19 protein-coding genes and 1 pseudogene are annotated in these 21165 nt (G+C 74.1%); 10 read left to right on the top strand and 10 right to left on the bottom strand.

Annotated features, from left to right (window positions below; translation table 11 throughout):
- Position 1 precedes the first annotated feature (1 nt).
- Positions 2-1336, top strand: coding sequence for a D-inositol-3-phosphate glycosyltransferase (gene mshA / locus ACFYYT_RS26225; protein WP_351815906.1), 1335 nt, complete (start codon positions 2-4; stop codon positions 1334-1336).
- Between the two features lie 242 nt (positions 1337-1578).
- Entirely contained in the window at positions 1579-1704 is a 126-nt protein-coding gene (locus ACFYYT_RS26220; RefSeq protein ID WP_351815909.1) for a hypothetical protein, read from the top strand.
- A 270-nt stretch (positions 1705-1974) separates the two neighbouring features.
- Here the strand turns inward: ACFYYT_RS26220 and ACFYYT_RS26215 are convergent, their stop codons facing one another.
- The 9 genes from ACFYYT_RS26215 to ACFYYT_RS26175 form a co-directional block, all read right to left on the bottom strand.
- Positions 1975-3027, bottom strand: a complete 1053-nt coding sequence (locus ACFYYT_RS26215) for a helix-turn-helix transcriptional regulator (RefSeq protein WP_351815912.1) — start codon at positions 3025-3027, stop codon at positions 1975-1977.
- Positions 3028-3179: 152 nt separating this feature from the next.
- Positions 3180-3611 carry a transcriptional repressor gene (locus tag ACFYYT_RS26210; RefSeq protein WP_351815915.1) on the bottom strand — a complete coding sequence of 144 codons (432 nt, stop codon included), beginning with the start codon at positions 3609-3611 and terminating at the stop codon, positions 3180-3182.
- Between the two features lie 110 nt (positions 3612-3721).
- Positions 3722-4603 carry a class I SAM-dependent methyltransferase gene (locus ACFYYT_RS26205; protein WP_351815918.1) on the bottom strand — a complete coding sequence of 294 codons (882 nt, stop codon included), beginning with the start codon at positions 4601-4603 and terminating at the stop codon, positions 3722-3724.
- 229 nt (positions 4604-4832) lie between these two features.
- Positions 4833-5312, bottom strand: a complete 480-nt coding sequence (locus tag ACFYYT_RS26200) for a GNAT family N-acetyltransferase (protein WP_351815921.1) — start codon at positions 5310-5312, stop codon at positions 4833-4835.
- Between the two features lie 130 nt (positions 5313-5442).
- The gene (locus ACFYYT_RS26195) at positions 5443-6351 is read right to left on the bottom strand and encodes a M56 family metallopeptidase (protein WP_351815924.1); all 909 of its coding nucleotides are present in this window, start codon (positions 6349-6351) and stop codon (positions 5443-5445) included.
- The gene (locus ACFYYT_RS26190) at positions 6348-6743 is read right to left on the bottom strand and encodes a BlaI/MecI/CopY family transcriptional regulator (RefSeq protein ID WP_351815927.1); all 396 of its coding nucleotides are present in this window, start codon (positions 6741-6743) and stop codon (positions 6348-6350) included. Before ACFYYT_RS26190 ends, ACFYYT_RS26195 begins: the two co-directional genes overlap by 4 nt.
- 174 nt (positions 6744-6917) lie before the next feature.
- On the bottom strand, positions 6918-7199 hold the full coding sequence (locus ACFYYT_RS26185; RefSeq protein WP_351815930.1) for a metal-sensitive transcriptional regulator: 282 nt from the start codon (positions 7197-7199) through the stop codon (positions 6918-6920).
- A 9-nt stretch (positions 7200-7208) separates the two neighbouring features.
- The gene (locus ACFYYT_RS26180) at positions 7209-9467 is read right to left on the bottom strand and encodes a heavy metal translocating P-type ATPase (protein ID WP_351815933.1); all 2259 of its coding nucleotides are present in this window, start codon (positions 9465-9467) and stop codon (positions 7209-7211) included.
- A gap of 102 nt (positions 9468-9569) precedes the next feature.
- A complete protein-coding gene (locus ACFYYT_RS26175) occupies positions 9570-9860 on the bottom strand; it encodes a cation transporter (RefSeq protein WP_351815936.1) in 291 nt (96 codons plus the stop codon).
- 176 nt (positions 9861-10036) lie between these two features.
- Between ACFYYT_RS26175 and ACFYYT_RS26170 the strand changes: the two genes are divergently transcribed.
- From ACFYYT_RS26170 to ACFYYT_RS26140, 7 genes and pseudogenes are all read left to right on the top strand, one after another.
- Positions 10037-11050, top strand: a complete 1014-nt coding sequence (locus tag ACFYYT_RS26170) for a hypothetical protein (RefSeq protein WP_351815939.1) — start codon at positions 10037-10039, stop codon at positions 11048-11050.
- Positions 11047-11457 (top strand): metal-sensitive transcriptional regulator, encoded by a 411-nt coding sequence (locus ACFYYT_RS26165; protein WP_351816143.1) that lies wholly within the window; start codon positions 11047-11049, stop codon positions 11455-11457. The genes ACFYYT_RS26170 and ACFYYT_RS26165 overlap by 4 nt, the downstream gene beginning before the upstream one ends.
- 245 nt (positions 11458-11702) lie before the next feature.
- Positions 11703-15680, top strand: a complete 3978-nt coding sequence (locus ACFYYT_RS26160; RefSeq protein WP_351815942.1) for a Pls/PosA family non-ribosomal peptide synthetase — start codon at positions 11703-11705, stop codon at positions 15678-15680.
- Positions 15681-15714: 34 nt separating this feature from the next.
- Complete coding sequence (locus ACFYYT_RS26155; protein WP_351815944.1) at positions 15715-17109, top strand: M1 family metallopeptidase; 1395 nt, start codon at positions 15715-15717, stop codon at positions 17107-17109.
- A gap of 49 nt (positions 17110-17158) precedes the next feature.
- Positions 17159-17558: pseudogene (locus tag ACFYYT_RS26150) on the top strand (GNAT family N-acetyltransferase).
- A gap of 78 nt (positions 17559-17636) precedes the next feature.
- Positions 17637-18680: an alpha/beta hydrolase gene (locus tag ACFYYT_RS26145; protein WP_351815946.1), complete on the top strand. Its 1044-nt coding sequence runs from the start codon at positions 17637-17639 to the stop codon at positions 18678-18680.
- Between the two features lie 203 nt (positions 18681-18883).
- The gene (locus tag ACFYYT_RS26140; protein WP_351815949.1) at positions 18884-19906 is read left to right on the top strand and encodes a phosphotransferase; all 1023 of its coding nucleotides are present in this window, start codon (positions 18884-18886) and stop codon (positions 19904-19906) included.
- 29 nt (positions 19907-19935) lie between these two features.
- Here ACFYYT_RS26140 and ACFYYT_RS26135 read toward each other — a convergent pair whose 3' ends face one another.
- Complete coding sequence (locus ACFYYT_RS26135) at positions 19936-20232, bottom strand: hypothetical protein (protein ID WP_351815952.1); 297 nt, start codon at positions 20230-20232, stop codon at positions 19936-19938.
- Between the two features lie 381 nt (positions 20233-20613).
- On the opposite strand from ACFYYT_RS26135, the gene ACFYYT_RS26130 reads away from it, so the two are divergent.
- Positions 20614-21159: a hypothetical protein gene (locus tag ACFYYT_RS26130; RefSeq protein WP_351815954.1), complete on the top strand. Its 546-nt coding sequence runs from the start codon at positions 20614-20616 to the stop codon at positions 21157-21159.
- Positions 21160-21165 lie beyond the last annotated feature (6 nt).

Below are 21165 nucleotides of genomic sequence, written 5' to 3'. Positions count from 1 at the left end.
CGTGTCCCTGCGCGTCGCCATGCTCAGTGTCCACACCTCGCCGCTGCACCAGCCCGGCACCGGTGACGCGGGCGGAATGAACGTCTACATGGTCCAGCTGAGCCGCGCGCTCGCCGAACAGGGCGTCGAGGTCGACCTGTTCACCCGCTGTCGGGGCGAGGCCCGCCCCCTCCGGGACACCCTGGCCCCCGGCGTCACCGTGCGCCACCTGGAGGCCGGCCCGCGCCGGCCGCTGTCCAAGGAGGACATGCCCTCCCTGGTGGTGCCCTTCTCTCTGGCGCTGCTGAAGGAAGAGCGGCCCTACGACCTGGTCCACTCGCACTACTGGCTCTCCGGCCAGGCCGGCCGCATCGCCGCCGCCGGCTGGCGGATACCGCTCGTGCACACCGCCCACACCCTGGCCCGGGTCAAGAACGCGGCCCTCGCCGAGGGCGACGTCCCCGAGCCCGAGCTGCGCGTCCGCGGCGAGCACCAGGTGGCCGGCTCCGCAGACCGGCTGATCGCCAACACCGCTGACGAGGCCCGGGCGTTGCGGGAGCTGTACGGGGCCGGGGCGGAGCGCACGGAGATCGTCCGGCCCGGTGTGGACCTGGGCACCTTCGCCCCCGGCGCGGGACGGGCGGCGGCGCGCGCCCGGCTCGGGCTGCCGGCCGACGCCTTCGTCCCCCTGTACGCGGGCCGCATCCAGCCGCTCAAGGGCCCGGACGTGATGGTCCGCGCCGTCGCCGAACTGCTGACCGCGGCGCCCCACTTGCGCGGGCGCACGATCGTCCCGGTGGTGGGCGGGAACTCCGGGGCCGGGCCGCGCGGCGAAGCCTGGGAGCTGGCGCGCGAGCTGGGGGTGGCGGACGTGCTGCGGCACTGCCCGCCGGTGCCGCAGGCGGAGCTGGCGCAGTGGTACCGGGCGGCCGACGTGCTGCTGGTGCCCTCGCGCAGCGAATCGTTCGGGCTGGTGGCGCTGGAGGCACAGGCGTGCGGCACCCCGGTGCTGGCCTCGGCCGTCGGCGGGCTCCCGACCGCGGTGCGCGACCGGGTGACGGGGATGCTGGTGCGCGGCAACGATCCGGTGGAGTACGCCCGGTGGCTGCGCTGGTTCGCCGAACACCCCGAGGAGGCGGCCCTGATGGGGCGGGCGGCGGTGCGGCACGCCCGGACCATGAGCTGGCGGGCCGCGGCCACCCGCACCCTGGAGGTCTACCGGGACGTCCTGCGGGACGGGCGGCCGGGTGCGCGGACGAGTGAGGCAGGAGCGGCGGCACGCTCCTGCCTCGCCGGCGCCTCTCTCCTGGAGGGCCGAGAAGGCCGGAAGCCCACCCTAACAGCTCTTTTGGGCTGACCAAAGGTACGCAAGCGTAACGTCTGTATGAACTCGCCTCGGAATGCGCGGCATTGGCGCGTCCGGGGCGCTCGGGCATGCCCTCGAACGGCCCGGGCGCGGCGACTTCAGATCCGCCTCAGAGGCGCTACAGGAAAGTGGCTCGGCCGGGGACTCCGTAGGACAATGGAGATGTCTTCGACGGAATACCGGCGGCACGGCTCCGTGGAGATGGAATCCGCAATCCAATTCCTGGAGGAATCATGTCCGCTGCGCACGCCACCGGAATGTTCGGGAACTCCTGTCGTACCGTTCCCGCCCGTCCGCTCCGCACCCTCGCGGCCGCCGTCCCCGCGTCGTTCGGCGCGAACGAGAACGGCTGGGACTGACGGTAGGTCCTGCTCCGCGGCAAAGCCCCGTGAATGCCCTCCGGCAAGCGCGGGGCTTTCCGCGTTCCCGGAACTCCCGCGGCTACCGCTCCCGGAGTATTGCGGCAGTATTTCAGGGCGGCCGGCCCGTGGTGCGCGAGCCGTCCTCACGGATTCCCGGATCGCGCCGGGCGCGTTCCCGGGCGCGTTCCCAGGGCATTGCCGGGGCATTCCCCGTGCGTTCCCCGCCCCCGAGCCGCGCGCATTACCCGGGTTTCGCGTCGCGTCGCGTCAGTCCAGCCAGCCGAGCCGCTGGGCGCGCACCCCGGCCTCGAAACGGCTCGACGCCCCCATCTCCTGCATCAGTTCGGAGAGCATGCGGCTCACCGTGCGCAGGGACACCCCCAGGTTCCGGGCCACCTTCTCGTCCTTCATGCCCGAGGCGAGCATCTTCAGCGCGGCCCGCTGCTGTTCGGACAGCCCGTCGCCGCCGAGTTCCGGCGCGACGTCGTCACCGTAGGGGGTGGCCGCGTGCCAGCAGTGTTCGTAGAGCGCCAGGTACGAGCGCACCAGGGCGGGGCCGCGGGCGAGGATCGCGCCCGCCGCCCGGTCGTCCGGGTGCACGGGCAGCACCGCGAACTGCTGGTCCGCGATGATCATGTTCATGGGGACGGCGGGCGACAGCCGGATCTCCACGCCCGCCTCCACCCGGCGGCGGAGCATCTCCACGGCCTCCGGCGACGTGGTGATCCGCTGGTGGTAGATGGCGCGGATGCGCACGCCGTTGTCGATCTGCCGCCGGTCGCGGCTGAGCACCCGGTCCGCGACCTCCCGTACCAGGGCGGTCACGTGCATGGACGTCAGGTCGTGGCGGATGACGTCGGTGATGTCCTCCAGCACCTGCTGGATCCGGCCGTAGTCCTCCAGGACCTCCACCTCGACCTCGGAACCGTTCAGCGCACCGGCCCTCAGGAACCGCCCGGCCAGGGTCTCCAGCGCGCTGTACGTCCGGTCGGACTCGTCCAGGTGCTCGCGCAGCCGCTCGCGTTCGCGTTGCAGCATCCGCAGCAGGGCGATCTCCGGGTCGACGGCGGCGACCGCGTCGGGCCCCGGCTGCCAGGCGTCGGACTGGAGGTCGGCGCGGGTGGCGTGGGTGGTGCCCGTCGGCACGATCAGTCCGAGGGCGGCCAGTTCGGCGCCCCACTGCTCGGACTCCACGGGATCCAGGCCCAGTTCCCGGAAGACGTCGTTGAGGTTGGACACCCCGCGCAGGCGCAGCTCCTGATAGAGGGCCAGCACCCTGTCGGCCGACTGGATGCCGTCCCTGCCATCGCCCGTTGCCATCGCGAAGCGACCCCCTCATCTTACGAATCGACAGTCACACTTTGGCACATGCCTCCGCGAGAGCCCCCGCCCCCGCGTTTCGGATGTGACCGGCGTCACCTGTCGTCCGGGGTCCGCTCTTCCGCTTCCGGTGTCCGGACGGCCGCCGCGCGCTACTCCTGCGGCGCGCTCGCGCAGTCGGGGCACAGCCCCTTGAAGATGATCTCCACGCCGTCGCCCATCCGCCACGCGCGGAGCGACTCACCGGCCGGCTCGGGCGCCTCGGCCCGTACGTTCTCCACCCGCCCGCAGCGCACGCACAGCGCGTGCTGGTGCGGGGGACCGGCGACCTCGAAGACGGCGGGCAGCCCGGGGCGGTCGAACTTCGTCGCCAGGCCGGTCTCCAGGAAGTGGCGCAGCATCTCGTACACGGCCTGGCTGGTCAGGGTGCCGAGCCGCTCGCGGGCGGCGGCGGTGATGGACTCCACGTCCATGTGGCCGCCCGCCGCCAGCACTTGGAGGACCTCCAGGCGCGGCCCCGTGACGCGCAGCCCCACGTCGCGCAGGCGCTGGATCACCGCCTCGCGGCCGGTCGACTCCGCCACGACAGCCCCCACTCCGCCACCATCCGCTATTGGTCCGCTCAAACCTTTGTGGGCATCGTACCTCTTGTCCGTAAGGCGGGAACGGTACGGCGACTCCGGCCGGCCGGCGGTCAGCCCCCGGCCCGGCAGACGAGCAGGACGCTTTCGGTCCGCTCGTCCAGGGCGTGGCGGCGCCGCCGCTCCACCCGCAGGCCGGCCGCCCGCAGCTCCTCGCCGAGACGCTCCGGGTCGACGATCCACTTGCGGGTGGTCCGTACGACCCGCTCGGCGCTCAGTTTGCCCGTGCGGACGCAGTGGTAGGCGATCCGTTCGCTCATGTCGTCCAGGTCGAAGACCTGGCGGGCCACGGCCCACTCCTCCACCCCGTCGAACCGGGGCACCTGGAAGGCCCGGGTGCGCACGGGCTCCTCGGCCAGCCCGCGCAGCCGGTGCGCCGTGAAGTCCAGGGCGAGCACGCCGCCCGGCTCCAGGTGGGCGGCGATCTCGCGCAGCAGCGCGGGGCGGGCCGCCGGGGGCACGGCCGCGATCATCGTCCCGGCCAGCAGGGCCAGCCGGTAGGTGCGCCGCAGTCGCAGCTCCGTGAGGTCGGCGCGGGTGGTCGCCAGGAGCCGCGACACCTGCGGTCCGGTCCGCCGGCCCCAGGCCCGCAGCCGCTCCAGGGAGGCGGCGTCCCGGTCCACGGCCTCGACGGAGAACCCCTGGCGGGCGAAGGGCACGGCGAGGCGCCCGGCGCCGGAGCCGAGGTCCAGCACCGGTCCGCCGCAGAGCCGGGCGAGGCGCAGATAGCCCACGATGTCCGCGCTGTGCGGGCCCAGCAGGGCGTCGTGCAGCCAGCCCGCCTCCGCGTCGGCCGGGGCCGCCGACTCCAGTCCGGGCAGGAATTCCGGGGGAGCCGGCAGGGTGGCGCCGTCGTGTGCGGGGAGGGCGGCCGCCGGGTGCGCGGCGGGCGGGGCCGGCATGAGGGTCAGGGAAGTGCCGCTCGGCGTGTGCATCGCTCCTCCAGGGGCTCGGTCCGGCCGTCCGGGGCGGGGCGCCCGTGCCGCCGGGACCTCGCCGCTCATCGAATCCTGTCCCGTGGAGGGGACTTGGGCCAGAGCGGTGGGGCTGCGTGAACACGCGATGGCGTGGATCTGCCACGCTCCGGGCCGCGAGGGCGAGGGCGGGGGCGAGGGCGAGGAGAGGGGAGGGGAGGGGAGGAGGCGGGTGGGGACGGCCCGCCGGTCAGAGGGTGCGGCCGAACCGGACCGCGCCGAGCCCGGTGAAACCGTGGTGGGTGAAGAACGGCAGGTCCGGGGCCCCCTCGGCGGGAAGGCCGATCCTCTGGGACGTCGCCCCGTGCGCCCGCATCCGGTCGGTGGCCGCCTCCAGCAGCGCCGTGCCGACGCCCTCCCGGCGGCGGCCCGGAGCGGTGCACAGGGCGTACAGCTCGCCCTGGGAGGCGACGGGCACACCGCCGGAGACCGCCCCCAGCACGGAACCCTTCGCGTCCGTCGCCACCAGCCAGCCCAGCCAGCCGGGCGCCCCGCCGGGAATTTCTATTTCCGCTCTTATGCGGGGCAGTGCGCAATGGTCCGACACCAGCCGGCCGGCCCGGATTTCCCCGAGGAGGCTCCCGTAGGCCCCCCGAATCGCTTCGGCCAGGAGCCGGGAAATCGCCGTCGCGTCACCGGGCGCTGCCGTCCGCACGTCAGCCAGCAGCATTTGTTCCGCACCTCTCGCCGTACCGGTCCTGAGCCCGCACGCGCCCAGAATAGCGGGCAATTCGAGTGGCGGGGGCGAGGTGAAATCTACGAATTAGCTTAGTAAATGGCCGGGTTGGGGCCGGCGGCTATCACGAGGTCCAACAACAGGCGACGACGGCGGGGATGATCGCGGACATCGCCGCCGCCACCGCGAGCAGCCCGCGCAGCACCGGGTGCCCCGCACGCTGCGGTCCCAGGATCCGCCGCATGCGCACCGCGGCCGACGGACCGCCCGCCGCGAACGCCTTGCGCGGCGCGTGCCCGGCCGCCAGCGCGTACAGCGCCGTCGCCAGCGCGTCGCGCGAACACCCGCGCAGCGCACGGTCGTCGGCCGCCATCTCCAGCAGCAGCGGTACGGTCCGACCCCCGATCAGGGCCAGCGGCACCCTGCGGAACACCGCCGAGTACGCCCCGGCGGCGGCGACCAGCAGATGGTGGCGGCCGCCGATGTGGGCCCGTTCGTGGGCGAGGGCGGCGGCCAGCTCGGAGCGCGTCAGCACCTGGACGGCCCCCGAGGAGACCACGACCCGGCGCGAACGCCCCGGCAGGCAGTAGACCGCCGGTCGCGCGTCCTCCAGTACGGTCGCGCCCAGCGCCGCGTCGTAGCGGCCCACCAGCCGCAGCAGTTCGGCGTGCCGGGTGCGGGCCCGCCGCGCCCGCACCAGTTCCCGTACGAACACCACGCCCGGTACGGCCAGCACCGTCAGCGCCGCGGCAGCGGCCAGGGCCTCGCGGGCGGAGGCGGCCGCCAGCCGGGATGCGGAGGGCGGGTCCAGGGTCAGGGCCGCGTCCATCAGCCGGTGGCTGGTCTCCGCGGGCAGCACCAGCTGCGCCGGGAGCACCGCGGCGGCCAGCGCGAACACGGCCCCGCACATGACCCACACGGCCAGGCCCAGGCGCGGCACCTGCTGCGCCCACCGCGCGCGGACCAGCATCCAGGGAAGGACCAGCCCGGTGATCAGGGCCAGTCCGAGGGGCGGCAGGACGTGGTGGTTCACCGGCGGTCCTCGGGGGCGTCGGCCGGGCGGCCGGGGCGGGCGGTGCGCAGGGCCTCGTCCAGGGCCTCCACGTCCTCGTGGGACATGCGCTCCACGAACCGCAGCAGGGCGGCCCTGCGGTCCTGGCTGTCGCCGAGCGCGTCCTGCATCAGCGCCGCGGTGTACTCCTCGCGGCTGCGCACGGCCTCGTACATCCAGGCCCGGCCGGACTTCTCGCGGCTCAGCCAGCCCTTGCGGTACAGGATGTCGGCCACGGTCATGACGGTGGTGTAGGCCACCGTGCGCCGCCGGTTTATGTCGTCGACGATCTCGCGGACGGAGACGGGCCGCTCCCACAGCCACACCCGGTCCATGATCTCGGCCTCCAGCTCTCCCAGCCGGCGTACGCGCATCCTCTCGGCCCTCCCCCTCGCGAGCGGCTCATCGTACGGGCCGGGCCCGGCGCGCGGGCATACCCCGGCCCGGTAGGCGACCCCGCGCGGGCGCGGGAACGCCGATCGCCCCGCCACGGACTCGCGTGCGTGGCGGGGCGATCGGCGCTGCGGCCGGACTGCGTTGCGGCCGGACTACGTGCGGATCAGCCGGGCGATGGCCAGGGTGGCCTCGCCGACCCTGGCCTTCGCGGCCTCCCCGCCCTCGGCGATGGCCTCGGTGACACAGGAGTCGAGGTGCGCGTCGAGCAGGGTCACGGCGCAGGACTGCAGGGCGCTGCCGACGGCCGACATCCGGGCGAGCACGTCGACGCGGGCGACGTCCTCGGCGACCATCCGCTGCACGCCGCGGACCTGGGCCTCGATCTGCCGCAGGGCTCTGCGGACGTCTTCCTTGCGGTCTGGGTAACCGGCCACGGGGGCTCCTCAGTTGGCGGCGGCCCGGAAGCCGCGCAGACGCAGGCTGTTGCCGACGACGAAGACCGAGGAGAAGGCCATGGCCGCTCCGGCGATCATCGGGTTGAGCAGTCCGGCCGCGGCGAGCGGCAGGGCGGCCACGTTGTAGGCGAAGGCCCAGAACAGGTTCGAGCGGATGGTGCCGAGCGTCTTGCGGGCGAGCCGGATGGCGTCGGCCGCGGCCCGCAGGTCCCCGCGGACCAGGGTCAGGTCCCCGGCCTCGATCGCGGCGTCCGTGCCGGTGCCCATCGCCAGGCCCAGGTCGGCCTGGGCGAGCGCGGCGGCGTCGTTGACCCCGTCGCCGACCATCGCGACGCTGCGGCCCTCGGCCTGGAGCCGCTTGACCACGTCGACCTTGTCCTGGGGCATGACCTCCGCGATGACCTCGTCGATGCCGACCTCGGCCGCGACGGACTCGGCGACGGCCCTGTTGTCACCGGTCAGCAGGATCGGGGTCAGGCCCAGGGCGCGCAGCCGGCGGATGGCCTCGGCGCTGGTGTCCTTGACCGCGTCCGCGACCTCCAGGACCGCCCGCGCCTCGCCGTCCCAGGCCACCGCGATGGCGGTGCGCCCGGCGGCCTCGGCCGCGGCCTTGGCGCGCTCCAGGTGCGGGGGCAGCGCCATCGCCCACTCGGCCAGGAGCTTTTCGCGGCCCACGAGGACCGCGTGCCCGTCGACGACGCCCTGGACGCCGAGGCCGGGGATGTTGGCGAAGTCCTCCGGGGTGGGCAGGGTGCCGACCCGGGCGGCCGCGCCGGTCGCGACGGCCTGGGCGATCGGGTGCTCGGAGGCGTGCTCCAGGGCGCCCGCCAGGCGCAGGACGTCGGCCTCGTCCACTCCCTCGGCGGTGTGCGTGCGCAGCAGGGTCATCCGGCCGGTGGTCACGGTGCCGGTCTTGTCCAGGACGATGGTGTCGACCTTGCGGGTGGTCTCCAGGATCTCGGGGCCCTTGATCAGGATGCCGAGCTGGGCCCCGCGTCCGGTGCCGACCATCAGGGCGGTCGGGGTGGCCAGGCCCAGGGCGCAGGGGCAGGCGATGATCAGTACGGCGACGGCCGCGGTGAAGGAGGCCGCGAGGCCGGATCCGGTGCCGAGCCAGAAGCCCAGGGTGGCCAGGGCCAGGCCGATGACGACCGGGACGAACACCGCGGAGATCTTGTCGGCGAGGCGCTGTGCGGCGGCCTTGCCGTTCTGCGCGTCCTCCACCATCTTGGCCATCCGGGCCAGCTGGGTGTCGGCGCCGACCCGGGTGGCCTCGACGACCAGCCGGCCGCCCGCGTTGAGGGTGGCGCCGGTGACGGAGTCACCGACGGAGACCTCGACGGGCACGGACTCGCCGGTGAGCATGGAGGCGTCGACGGCGGAGGAGCCCTCGACGACGGTCCCGTCGGTGGCGATCTTCTCGCCGGGGCGGACCAGGAAGCGGTCGCCGGCCTGGAGGTCGGCGGTCGGCACGGTCACCTCGCGGCCGCCGCGCAGCACGGTGACCTCCTTGGCGCCCAGTTCCAGCAGCGCCTTCAGGGCGGCTCCGGCCTTGCGCTTGGAGCGCGCCTCGAAGTAACGGCCCGCCAGGATGAAGGCGGTGACGCCGGCGGCGGCCTCCAGGTAGATGTTCCCGGCGCCGTCGGTGCGGGCGATGGTGAACTCGAAGGCGTGGGTCATGCCGGGGGTGCCGGCCGTGCCGAAGAACAGCGCCCACAGCGACCACAGGAAGGCGGCGGTCGTGCCGACCGAGATGAGGGTGTCCATGGTGGCCGCGCCGTGCCGGGCGTTGGTCCAGGCGGCCCGGTGGAAGGGCCAGGCGGCGTACGTGACGACGGGTGCGGCCAGGGTCAGCGAGAGCCACTGCCAGTAGTCGATCTGCAGGGCCGGGACCATCGCCATCGCGATGACCGGCACGGCCAGGACGCCGGCGGTGACCAGGCGCTGGCGCAGTGGGAGCAGTTCGTCCCGCTCCTCGGCCGCGGCGCCGTCGCCCGGGGCGCCCTCGGAGCGCGGCGGGGCCGGCTCCTTGGCGGTGTAGCCGGTGGCCTCGACGGTGGCGATCAAGTCGGCGACCGACACCTCGGCGTCGAAGGTGACCTTGGCCTTCTCGGTGGCGTAGTTGACGGTGGCCTCGACGCCGTCCATGCGGTTGAGCTTCTTCTCGATGCGGGCCGCGCAGGAGGCGCAGGTCATGCCGCCGATGGCGAGCTCGACCTGGGCGGCGCCGGGGGTGAGGGTGGTCATGAGGGCTGCTCCTCGTTCGAGCGCGGGGTGGGTTCCGGGGGCCGGGGCGCCCGTGGACGGACGGGGCCCCGGCGGCCAGGTGGCCGGGGGCCGGGCGGTGTGTCAGGCCCGGCCGGTGAGCTCGTAGCCGGCGTCGTCGATCGCGGCGCCGATGGCCGTGTCGTCGGGGGCGCCGGCCGTCGTCACGGTGACCAGGCCGCCGTCGACGTCCACGTCGACGGAGAGGACCCCGTCGAGCGCGCCGACGGAGGTGGTGATGGCGGTCCTGCAGTGTCCGCAGCTCATGCCGGACACGCGGTAGGCGGTCGCGGTGCTGTCGGCGACGGCGGTGGCGGTCGTGGCCTCGCCGGCGTTCGTGCCGCAGCTGCCGTCGGGGGTGCAGCAGGAAGACATGCGTTTTCTCCTTGATCGGTTCGGATACCCACCGGGGGTATCCGGGCTGCTTCCAGATATACCCCCCTGAGGTATCCGTACGCAAGTGTGGTTCCGGCTTGACTTGGTACCCCCCGGGGGTATGATGAGCTCATGAAACCGCTGGATGCGGCAGTACGTCGTAAGGGAGGGCAGGCATGAACACCGGAGTGAGGATCGCCGTTTTCGCCGCTGCGCTGGCAGCGACCTTCGGGACCGCGTACGGGGTCGGCACGGGTGTGGGCCCCGTGGGCGCACCGGTCGCACCCGCACACGGCGACCACGCGGCGAACGGCCAGGCGGCGAAGGACCATGCGGCGAAGGAGCCGGGCGCCCCGGCCGCCGCCGGACACGCGGAGCACGGCCAGGCCGCCCAGGGACCGGCCGCCGGCGGCCTCCAGGTCTCCGAGGGCGGCTACACGCTGAGCCTGGAGTCCCCGCGGCTGGCCCCGGGCCAGGGCGAGCTGAGGTTCTCGGTCAAGGACTCGGCGGGCCGCCCGGTCACCGCCTTCAAGACCGAGCACGGCAAGGAACTGCACTTCATCGTCGCCTCGCGCGATCTCACCGTCTACCGCCACCTGCACCCGGTGCGGGGCGCGGACGGCACCTGGTCGACCCCCGTCGACCTCCCGGCGGCGGGCGGCTACAAGGCCTTCGCCGACTTCACCCCGGCCGCCGAAGGCGCGAAGGGCGTCACCCTCGGCGCGGACCTCGCGGTGCCCGGCGCCTACCAGCCCGCCGAGCTGCCCCCGGCCGCGCGGACCGCGGAAGTGGACGGCTACCAGGTCGCGCTCGGCGGCACCCTGGAGCCGGGCAAGGCCGGTGAACTCAAGCTCACCGTCGCCAAGGACGGCAAGCCCGTCACCGACTTGGAGCCCTACCTCGGCGCGTACGGCCACCTGGTCGCCCTGCGCGACGGCGACCTGGCCTACCTGCACGTCCACCCCAACGAGGGCGGGCCCGGCCCGGACGTCTCCTTCACCGCCACCGCCCCGAGCGCCGGAACCTACCGGCTCTTCCTGGACTTCCAGCACGGGGGCACGGTCCGTACGGCGGCCTTCACCGTCAGCGCGGGCGGCGCGGCCGCTCCCGCCCCGGCCCAGGCCCCCGTCCAGCCCTCCGCCACCCCCGCGGGCCCGCCCGCGGCCGAAGGGGACGGGCACGCGCACTGACCGGCCCGGGCCCCCGCCCGCCCGCTCCCGGACGGGCGGGGCCCGCCGCCCGCCACCGGCCTTCCGCGCCGGCGGCTCCACGTAGTACCCCCAGGGGTACCCGATCGCGGGAGGAAGGGATCGCCGTGCAGGGATACACCGGACACAAGGACGACGTCCTCAAGCGGCTGCGCCGCATCGAGGGTCAAGTGCGCGGCCTCCAGCGGCTGGTCGAGGAGGACACGTACTGCATCGACGTGCTCACCCAGGTCGGAGCCACCACCAAGGCCCTGCAGTCCTTCGGGCTCGCGCTGCTCGAAGACCACCTGCATTCCTGTGTCGCCGACGCCATCGCCGAGGGCGGCGACGCCGCCCGCGACAAGATCGAGGAGGCCTCCCGCGCGGTGTCCCGCATGGTCCGCGTCTGATCCCCGGGGCCGCGCCCGCGCCCGCGCCGCGCCCGCAGGTCCGGCGCCGCGCCCTCGGGCCCGGCGCCCCGCCCGGCCGCCCGTTCCCGGCCATACGCCCGTCTTCGACAAGAGTCTTCAACAAGAAAATTCTTGATGCCGCACTAGACTGGCAGGTTGTTCGGCGCTGGACCGGAACAACCCGGGCAAACCCGGGCTCCGCCGGCGCGGCCCGGGAGGTTTCCGGGATCGAGACGCGAGGGCCGATGGCAGTCACACCAGAGCGCGGCGACACCACCCTGCTCGACGACGGGGACACCTGCGCGGGGAGCGGCAAGTCCGCCCTGTTCACCGCCGGACCCGCCGCCCCGCCGCGCACCCTGGTCGACGTCCTGGAGGCCTCCGTACGCAAGCACCCCGACGAGCCCGCCCTCGACGACGGCACCGAGCAGCTGACCTACCGGGCCCTCGCCGCCGAGGTCGAGCGCCGGCGCCGGGCCCTGGCCGCCGCCGGCGTCGGTCTCGGCGACCGGGTCGGCGTCCGCGTCCCCTCCGGCACCAACGAGCTGTACACCGCGATCCTCGCCGTCCTCGCCGTCGGCGCCGCCTACGTACCGGTCGACGCCGAAGACCCCGACGAACGCGCCGAACTCGTCTTCGGCGAGGCCGGCGTACGGGCCGTCCTCGGCGCCGGAGCCCGCATCGAGACGACCCCCGCCGCCGCTGCCATTGCCACCGCCGGCCCGGGTGTCCGCGCCGCCGCCGCCCGGCCCGGCCCCGAGCACGACGCGTGGATCATCTTCACCTCCGGCTCCACCGGCAAGCCCAAGGGCGTCGCCGTCAGCCACCGGAGCGCCGCCGCCTTCGTCGACGCCGAAGCCGCCCTCTTCCTCGCCGACGAGCCCATCGGCCCCGGCGACCGTGTCATGGCCGGACTCTCCGTCGCCTTCGACGCCTCCTGCGAGGAGATGTGGCTCGCATGGCGGCACGGCGCCTGCCTGGTTCCCGTACCCCGCTCCCAGGTGCGCAGCGGCGCCGACCTCGGCCCCTGGCTGGCCGACCAGGAGATCACCGTCGTCTCCACCGTGCCGACCCTGGCCGCGCTCTGGGAGCCCGAAGCGCTCAACGAGGTCCGGCTGCTGATCTTCGGCGGCGAGGCCTGCCCGCCCGAACTGACCCAGCGCCTGGTCACCGAGGGCCGCGAGGTCTGGAACACCTACGGGCCCACCGAGGCCACCGTCGTCGCCTGCGCCTCGCTGCTGACCGGCGAGGAGCCCATCCGGATCGGCCTCCCGCTCGACGGCTGGGAACTCGCCGTCGTCGACGAGTCCGGCGAACCGGTGCCGATGGGCGGCAGCGGCCAGCTCGTCATCGGCGGCGTCGGCCTCGCCCGCTACCTCGACCCCGACAAGGACGCCGAGAAGTACGCCCCCCTCACCTCCCTCGGCTGGGAGCGCGCCTACCGCAGCGGCGACCTCGTGCGCGCCGAACCCGAGGGACTGGTCTTCCTCGGCCGCGGCGACGAACAGATCAAGCTCGGCGGCCGCCGCATCGAACTCGGCGAGGTGGACTCCGCCCTCCAGGCCCTGCCCGGCGTCGCCGGCGCGGCCGCCGCCGTCCGCACCGCCCGCAGCGGCAATCAGCTCCTCGTCGGCTACCTCGTCACCCAGGACGGCTGGGACCACGCCGCCGCCGTCGAACGGCTGCGTGCCGAACTGCCCGCGGCCCTCGTCCCGCTCCTGGCCCCCGTCGCCGAACTGCCCACCCGCACCTCCGGCAAGGTCGACCGCGACGCCCTGCCCTGGCCGCTGCCAGGGACGGAGCCCACCGGCCCCGCCGAACAGCTCTACGGCACCGAGGCCTGGCTCGCCGAACAGTGGAGCGAGGTCCTCGGCGTGGCCGTCGGCGGCGCCGCCGACGACTTCTTCGCCATCGGCGGCGGCAGCCTCGCCGCCGCCCAGCTCACCACCCGCCTGCGCACCCGCTACCCCAGCGCCGCCGTCCTCGACATCTACCAGCAGCCGACCCTGCGCAAGCTGGCCCGCCGGCTGGAGAAGTCCGTCCAGGACGACGGAGCCGCCCGCACCGTCGCCCCCGTCCCGCTCCGCGCCCAGCTCGCGCAGTGCCTGCTGGTGCTCCCGCTCTACACCCTCCTCGGCCTGCGCTGGACCGTGCCCCTGCTGGCCCTCGGCAACGTCCTGCACCTCCTCGGCCCCTACCCGTGGGCGCCCACCGCCCCCTGGTGGCTCCTCGCCGCCGGCGCGGTCCTGCTCTTCAGCCCGCCCGGCCGCCTCGCCCTCGCCGCCGGAGGAGCCCGCCTGCTGCTGCGCGGGGTCACGGCCGGGCGGCACCCGCGCGGCGGCAGCGTCCACCTGCGGCTGTGGACCGCCGAACGCCTCGCCGAGTACTCCGGCGCGACCTCCCTCACCGGCTCCTGGCTCGAACGCTACGCCCGCGCCCTCGGCTGCAAGATCGGCCCCGAGGTCGACCTGCACTCCCTGCCCCCCGTCACCGGCATGCTCAAACTGGGCCGCGGCTGCGCCGTCGAGTCCGAGGTGGACCTCTCCGGCCACTGGCTCGACGGGGACCGGCTCGTGATCGGCCCCGTCAAGGTCGGCGCGGGCGCGGTCGTCGGCACCCGCAGCCTGCTCTTCCCGGGCGCCCGCGTCGGCAAGCGCGCCGAGGTCGCCCCCGGCTCCGCCGTCGCCGGACAGGTCCCGACCGGGCAGCGCTGGGCCGGAGCCCCCGCCGTCAAACTCGGCAAGGCCAAGCGCAACTGGCCCAAGGAGCGCCCGCCGCGCCCGCTGCGCTGGCGCGCCGTGTACGGGGCCGCCGGAAGCGGCCTGACCGCCCTGCCCGTCCTCGCCGCCCTGCCCGCCCTCCTGGTGGCCGGCCGCTTCGTCCCCGCCGACGCCGGCCCCGGGCAGGCCCTGCGCGGGGCGCTGCTCGCCGTGGTCCCCGCCGCGCTCGCCTACGGGTTCGCGTACGCGCTGCTCCTGCTGGTCTCCGTACGCCTGCTCAGCCGCGGGCTGCGCACCGGCGTCCACCCCACCCACAGCCGGACCGGCTGGCGGGCCTGGACCGTCACCCAGCTGATGGACCTGGCCCGGGAGACCCTCTTCCCGCTGTACGCCGGGCTCATCACCCCCGTGTGGCTGCGCCTGCTCGGCATGAAGATCGGCCGGGGCGCCGAGGTGTCCACCGTCCTCGCCCTGCCGAGCCTCACCACCGTCGGCGAGGGCGCCTTCCTCGCCGACGACACCCTGACCGCGCCCTACGAACTGGGCGGCGGCTGGATGCGGATCGGACACTCCGAGATCGGCCGCCGGGCCTTCCTCGGCAACTCCGGCATGACCGCGCCCGGCCGCTCCGTGCCCGACGACGGGCTGGTCGGGGTCCTGTCCGCCACCCCGAAGAAGGCCAAGAAGGGCAGCTCCTACCTGGGCCTGCCGCCGGTGAAACTGCCGCGCTCCACCGCCGACGCCGACCAGAGCCGCACCTACGACCCGCCCGCCCGGCTGCTGTGGGCCCGCGGCCTGGTGGAACTGTGCCGGCTCGTGCCCGTGTTCTGCTCGGCGGCGCTCGGCGTCCTGACCGCCGCCGCGCTCTGCGCGCTGGCCACCGGGCGCGGCCTCGGCCTCGGCCCGGACCTGGACCTCGGCCAGGGCCCGGGCCGGGGGCTGGGCACCTGGGGCACCGCCCTGCTGTCCGGAGTCGTCCTGCTCGTCGCCGGAGCCCTCGCGTGCGCGGTCTCCGCCGCCGCCAAGTGGCTCCTGGTCGGCCGCCACCGCACGGGGGAGCACCCGCTGTGGAGCGGCTTCGTGTGGCGCAACGAACTGGCCGACACCTTCGTCGAGGTCCTGGCCGTGCCCTGGCTGGCCGGATCCGTACCCGGCACCCCCCTGATGTCGCTGTGGCTGCGCGCCCTCGGCGCCCGCATCGGCCGGGGCGTGTGGTGCGAGAGCTACTGGCTGCCCGAAACCGACCTGGTCACCCTCGGCAGCGGGGTCAGCGTGAACCGGGGCTGCGTCCTGCAGACCCACCTCTTCCACGACCGGATCTTGAGGACGGATACTGTGGTCCTGCGCGAGGGCGCCACCCTGGGCCCGGGCGGCATCGTCCTGCCCGGGAGCACGGTCGGAGCCCGCAGCACACTGGGTCCCGCCTCGCTCGTGATGGCCGGGGAATCCGTCCCCGCCGACACCCGCTGGCTGGGCAATCCGATCGAGGCGTGGCGGTCCTGAACGGCCGGGCACAGTGCAGGGAGCAGGGACGGCCATGAACGGCAGCGGCCAGAAGACACCGGCATCGGACCCGTACTTTCCGGCCAACGGCGACCCCCGGTACCGCGTCCACCGGTACGAGCTCGCCCTGGACTACCGCCCGGCCCCCAACCGGCTCGCCGGAACGGCCCGGCTCAGCGCCATCGCCGGCCGGGCCCCGCTCACCGAGTTCGCCCTCAACCTCGCCGAGTTCAAGGTCGGCCGGGTGCTGGTGAACGGCCGCGCCCCGTACTACGCCCACCGGGGCGGCAAGCTCCGCGTCAAGCCCGCCAAACCGCTCCCGGCCGGGGCCGCCTTCACCGTCGAGGTGCAGTGGGCGGGCAACCCCAAGCCCGTGAACAGCCCCTGGGGGGGCATCGGATGGGAGGAACTCACCGACGGCGCGCTGGTCGCCAGCCAGCCCGTCGGCGCGCCCTCCTGGTACCCCTGCAACGACCGGCCCGCCGACAAGGCCTCGTACCACATCTCCGTCAACACCCCCTCCGCCTACACCGTGGTCGCCGGCGGCCGCCTCCTCACCCGTACCACCAGGGCAAGCACCACCACCTGGGTCTACGAGCAGCCCGCACCGACCTCCAGCTACCTGGTCGGCCTCTCCATCGGCATGTACCAGACGGTGCTGCTCGGCGACCCCGGCCTCGGCGGCGTCCCGCAGAGGGCCCACGTCCCCGCGCACCTGCTGCCCCGGTTCTCCCGCGACTTCGCCCGCCAGCCCGCCATGATGCGGCTCTTCGAGGAGCTCTTCGGGCCCTACCCCTTCGGCGAGTACGCGGTCGTCGTCGCCGACGAGGAACTGGACGTGCCCGTCGAGGCCCAGGGCCTGTCCCTGTTCGGCGCCAACCACGTGGACGGCGTACGGGGCTTCGAACGCCTCATCGCCCACGAGCTCGCGCACCAGTGGTTCGGCAACAGCGTCACCATCGCCGACTGGCGGCACATCTGGCTCAACGAGGGCTTCGCCAAGTACGCGGAATGGCTCTGGTCGGAGCGCTCCGGCGGCCGCACCGCCCACGACCTGGCCGCCGCCGCACACCGGCTGCTCGCCTCGCAGCCCCAGGACCTGCGGCTGGCCGACCCGGGGCGCAAGCTGATGTTCGACGACCGCCTCTACCAGCGCGGCGGCCTCACCGTGCACGCGCTGCGCTGCGCCCTGGGCGACGGCGCCTTCTTCCGCATGCTCCGCGACTGGGCCTCGGCCCACCGCCACGGCGTGGTCACCACCGACGCCTTCTGCGCCCACGCGGGCCGCTACACCACCGAGCCGCTGGACGGCCTCCTCACCGCCTGGCTGCACACCCCCGCCCTGCCGCCCCTGCCCGCACCCCCCGCACCCCCCGCCGTCCCGGCCCGGCCCCCGTACCCCCCGGCCCCGGGCCCGGCCACCGCCTGACCGCCGAAACCCGGGCGGCCTCGACGCGCCGTCCGGGTACGGTGGGCCGGTGCCCGAGCTGAAGCGGCTGGACGCCGGCCATGCCCCGGCGGTCCTGGCCTTCGAGCTGGAGAACCGCGCCTGCTTCGCCGCGTCGGTCCCCGACCGCGGCGACGCGTACTACGACCACTTCACCGACCGGCACAGCGCCTTGCCGGCCGAGCAAGACGCCGGCATCTGTGCCTTCTACGTGCTCGTCGCCGAGGACGGTGCGGTGCTGGGCCGGTTCAACCTCTGCGACCTGGAGGACGGCACCGCCGAACTCGGCTACCGTGCGGGCGGCCACCTCCCGCGGCAACGCGGCGTCCCAGAGGGTCCTGGTCAAGGCCGGTTTCGTGCCGGCCGGACCGGCTGACCTCGGCGGTGAGCCGGACCTTTGGTACCGGCGTGATCTGACACTTCCGCAGTAGACCGTGATCTCGCCCGCGGCATACCGCGAGGCGGTGTGACGGGCTGGACCGCATGACGATCGGGCAGGGGCCGGAATCATGAGCACAGGACACGGGGACGGGGACAGACACGGACACGGGGACGGCGCGGCGGTGCCTCCCTTCGACCCCGAACTGGACCTCGTACTGGCGGCCTTGGGGCGGGGGCCGAGGGAGCCGATCACCCCGGAGAACCTGGCCCGCCGACAGGCGCGCGACGCCGCGGCCCGGCCCCGGCCGACGCTCGGGGAGCTGCGCGCGGACGGCCGCTTCGAGGTGGCGGAGCACCGCGTACCGGGCCCCCCGGGCGGGCCCGACGTCACGCTGGTGAGCGCCCGCCCGGCCGGGCTCGCGGGACCGCTGCCCCTGCTGTACTACCTGCACGGCGGCGCGATGATCATGGGCAACGCCTGGTCGGTGCTGCCGCGGATCCTGCGCGAATGGGCCCTCCCGCTGCGCGTCGCCGTCGTCTCGGCCGAGTACCGGCTGGCGCCGCGCACCCGCCACCCCGGCCCGCTGGAGGACTGCCGCGCGGGCCTGCTCTGGGCGGCCGCCCACGCCGCGGACCTCGGCATCGACGCGGACCGCATCGTCCTCGGCGGCAAGAGCGCCGGGGGCGGCCTCGCCGCGGCCCTCGCGCTCCTGCTCCGCGACCGCGGCGGCCCCGTACCGCTGGGCCAGCTCCTGCTGTCGCCGATGCTGGACGACCGCGGCGCCACCTTCTCCAGCCGCCAGATGAGCGGCGTCGACCGGTGGGACCTCACCTCCCACGCAACCGCCTGGCAGGCCCTGCTGGGCGAGCGCCGGGGCACCCCGGACCTCCCGCCGTACGCCGCCCCGGCCCGCGCCACGGACCTCTCGGGACTTCCCCCGGCCTACATCGAGGCCGGGTCGGCGGAGATGTTCCGGGACGAGGCGGTGGCGTACGCGAACGCGATCTGGCGCTCGGGCGGCCGGGCCGAACTGCACGTCTGGCCGGGCGCCTGCCACGGCTTCGACAGCCTCGCCCCCCAGTCCGCCCTCACCCAAGCCGCCCGCACCACCCGCACCACCTGGCTCCACCGCCTCCTCTCCCCGCCGCCGACTGGCAACGGTCATCTCTAGCTGGCGGGGGAGGGGGGCCACGCGCGCATGGGTCCTACAACTGCCACGGTGGGCAGGGTCCCCCCTGAAGCCGCCACCACCACAACGAAGGCCTTCGAGTCGGGCGGTCGCCGTACGGCAGCGGGTGGTCCGTCCGTAGGTGGCGGTGCCGCTTCCGCCCCGGGCGGAGTCAGGTGAGCCGGCGATGGAGAGGGGTGCTCGGGGTGACGGACACGACGCGAGAAGAAGGTCTGACGGCGGTGCTGCCCACCCTGTGCAGCGCGTTCGGGCTGGGCGAGGTACGTGATCGGCGGTTCCTTGCCCACGGCCTGATGAACCGGAACTGGCGGCTCGTGACGGCTGCCGGGGCGTTCGCGCTCAAGGAGATCACCGACGTTCCTCTGCCGAGGGTTCGCAGGAACCTCGCGGTCCTCGTGGACCTGGCCCGTGAGGGCATCCCGGTGCCGGCGCCGCTGTTCGACGCCGGTGGCGACCTCGTGGTGGAAGCCGGTGGTCACGGCTACTGCGTCCTTCCGTGGGTGGACGGCGAGCACCTTCAAGGGACGGACCTCCCGCTCGACGAAGTCCGCGATCTCGGTGCTCTCCTGGGCCGCCTGCACGAGGGCTTGCAACGTCATGGGCCCGGCCCGGTCCCGGAGCAGGCGCCGGGCGCGAAGGCCCGCGATGCGGCGGAAGCCGACCGGGCCGCCGTTGCCCTGGCCAGCCGCCTCCCGACCGATCCGGTCACCGACTTCGGCAAGGCCGCCGCCGAGGCCCTGCACGCCCGCCGCGGCCTCCTCGCGCGATACGCCGGTGCCCGGCCGAAGGGCGAGATGCCGGCCGGGCCGTACGGGTGGACGCACGGCGATTTCCAGCACCGCAACCTGCTGCGCCGGGACGGCCGGGTGGTGGCGGTCCTGGACTGGGACCGCCTCGGGGTCCGCCCGTACGGGGAGGAGGTCGCCCGGACCGCCCAGGTGCAGTTCGGGGTCGGCGGCGCCTTCGACCTCGACCGTGTCGCCGCGTTCTGCTCCGGATACCGGTCCGTGATCGACCTGCCCGAGGGCGACCTCGCCGACGCGGTGTCGCGGCTGTGGTGGAAGCGGCTGACGGACTTCTGGCAGCTGGAGTTCCACCTCGACCGCCAGGACCCCGTCTTCGCCGAGATGTTCCTGACGAACGAGGCGCTGCTGCACTGGTGGACCGCCCGCGCCGACGAGGTGCAGACGGCCTACGCCGCCCCCTAGCCGGCGCCGCGGTCGAGCGGAGCCCGGCGTCAGCCAGCCTGCGCCCAGCAATGTTCCAGCCCCGCCGTCACCTCTGCCTGGTCCGGGCCGCCCTCTGTCTCCAGCAGGTCCCTAGCCGTAACCATGGCTGTCCAGAACTCGGCAGGTGAGCCCCGCCCGTCCCGGAACCGGGTCCGCGCGAAGAGAAGGAAGATCTTCGTGAGTTCCCCGGTACGAAACCAGGGGATCATGCCGCCAGGAAAGCCTCCGCGCGCGCCGGCGGCAGTCCACAAGAGGTCGCGGATCCGCTCACCGAGACCGTCCAGCACCCGGTCCACGACGAACACATGCCACAGGCGAGGCATCCGGCCGGGGCACTCCCAGGGCCAACGCGCAGGCGTCCCACTCGCCGGTGCGCGCGGCCAGTTCGGCGAAAACCTCCTCCTCGCCCTGTCCGGTGGCCAGCATCTCGCGAGCCTCCAGAACCAGCGCGTTCTCGCCTTCCCCGTGATGCATGGCCAGAGGCTACAGCGACGCTTGGCAGTGGGTCGGAGAGTGGCGCCGATGAGGGGCTGCGATGTCCCTGTCGCAGGGGCCGCACCAGGCCAGGACCCTCTCTTCCGGATCTTGCATGGGGATCGCTGACCCACCGGCAGGCAGGCGGCTCGGCGCCGGGACTACCATGTCGCGCGCCCTGCCGCGGGTCGCGTGGAGGAGGTGCTGACCAGATGAACAAGACTGCCAGGAGCGAGTGGTGGGAGACGCTGCCCGCTGGAATCCGCGATGAGATCGATGGGTACGTTCTTCAGGACTCCTACTTGGGAGCGATCAGAATCGTCGTCGACGTCGGCCTCGCCCTCCACGGCATAGGGGTCGGTACCGCACAGCTCATAGTCGGTGACCGCTATCTCCACTACGGCGACACGGTCGCCCGTACGCCGGACAGTCCCCTTGACCTGGAGTCCCTGGCCTATCGCGCTGCCGCGAGCGACGGCCGCATCGTGGCAATCGAGGCGGTGTGGGACGGTGACACCGTCCACGACTGGTTCGTATACCTGACGGCTGTCACTGCCGACCCGGTAGGCGAGCACCGGTTGGCCACGATCTATCGCTCAGCAGCCTGCCTGTATCTCGGAGCGGACGATGGTCCGCGTCACCCGTCGGCGGTGGCCGCGGACCGGGCCGGCCGGGCCCTGGCCGCTCAGCTCGCGGTTCCGTTCCACTTCGCGAGTCCGGACACGCCGGACGACGAGGCTCCCCGCTGGGCTCCTTGAGCGATG

Source organism: Streptomyces sp. NPDC002032 (assembly GCF_042890765.1).
Classification (GTDB): domain Bacteria; phylum Actinomycetota; class Actinomycetes; order Streptomycetales; family Streptomycetaceae; genus Streptomyces.
This window is presented reverse-complemented; position numbering and strand designations above follow the sequence as displayed.

Coding starts and splice junctions, on each gene's coding strand:
- ACFYYT_RS26220 (WP_351815909.1), top strand. CDS start 1,579: ATGTCCGCTGCGCACGCCACCGGAATGTTCGGGAACTCCTGTCGTACC.
- ACFYYT_RS26215 (WP_351815912.1), bottom strand. CDS start 3,027: ATGGCAACGGGCGATGGCAGGGACGGCATCCAGTCGGCCGACAGGGTG.
- ACFYYT_RS26205 (WP_351815918.1), bottom strand. CDS start 4,603: ATGCACACGCCGAGCGGCACTTCCCTGACCCTCATGCCGGCCCCGCCC.
- ACFYYT_RS26200 (WP_351815921.1), bottom strand. CDS start 5,312: ATGCTGCTGGCTGACGTGCGGACGGCAGCGCCCGGTGACGCGACGGCG.
- ACFYYT_RS26190 (WP_351815927.1), bottom strand. CDS start 6,743: ATGCGCGTACGCCGGCTGGGAGAGCTGGAGGCCGAGATCATGGACCGG.
- ACFYYT_RS26180 (WP_351815933.1), bottom strand. CDS start 9,467: ATGACCACCCTCACCCCCGGCGCCGCCCAGGTCGAGCTCGCCATCGGC.
- ACFYYT_RS26175 (WP_351815936.1), bottom strand. CDS start 9,860: ATGTCTTCCTGCTGCACCCCCGACGGCAGCTGCGGCACGAACGCCGGC.
- ACFYYT_RS26170 (WP_351815939.1), top strand. CDS start 10,037: ATGAACACCGGAGTGAGGATCGCCGTTTTCGCCGCTGCGCTGGCAGCG.
- ACFYYT_RS26160 (WP_351815942.1), top strand. CDS start 11,703: ATGGCAGTCACACCAGAGCGCGGCGACACCACCCTGCTCGACGACGGG.
- ACFYYT_RS26155 (WP_351815944.1), top strand. CDS start 15,715: ATGAACGGCAGCGGCCAGAAGACACCGGCATCGGACCCGTACTTTCCG.
- ACFYYT_RS26145 (WP_351815946.1), top strand. CDS start 17,637: ATGAGCACAGGACACGGGGACGGGGACAGACACGGACACGGGGACGGC.
- ACFYYT_RS26130 (WP_351815954.1), top strand. CDS start 20,614: ATGAACAAGACTGCCAGGAGCGAGTGGTGGGAGACGCTGCCCGCTGGA.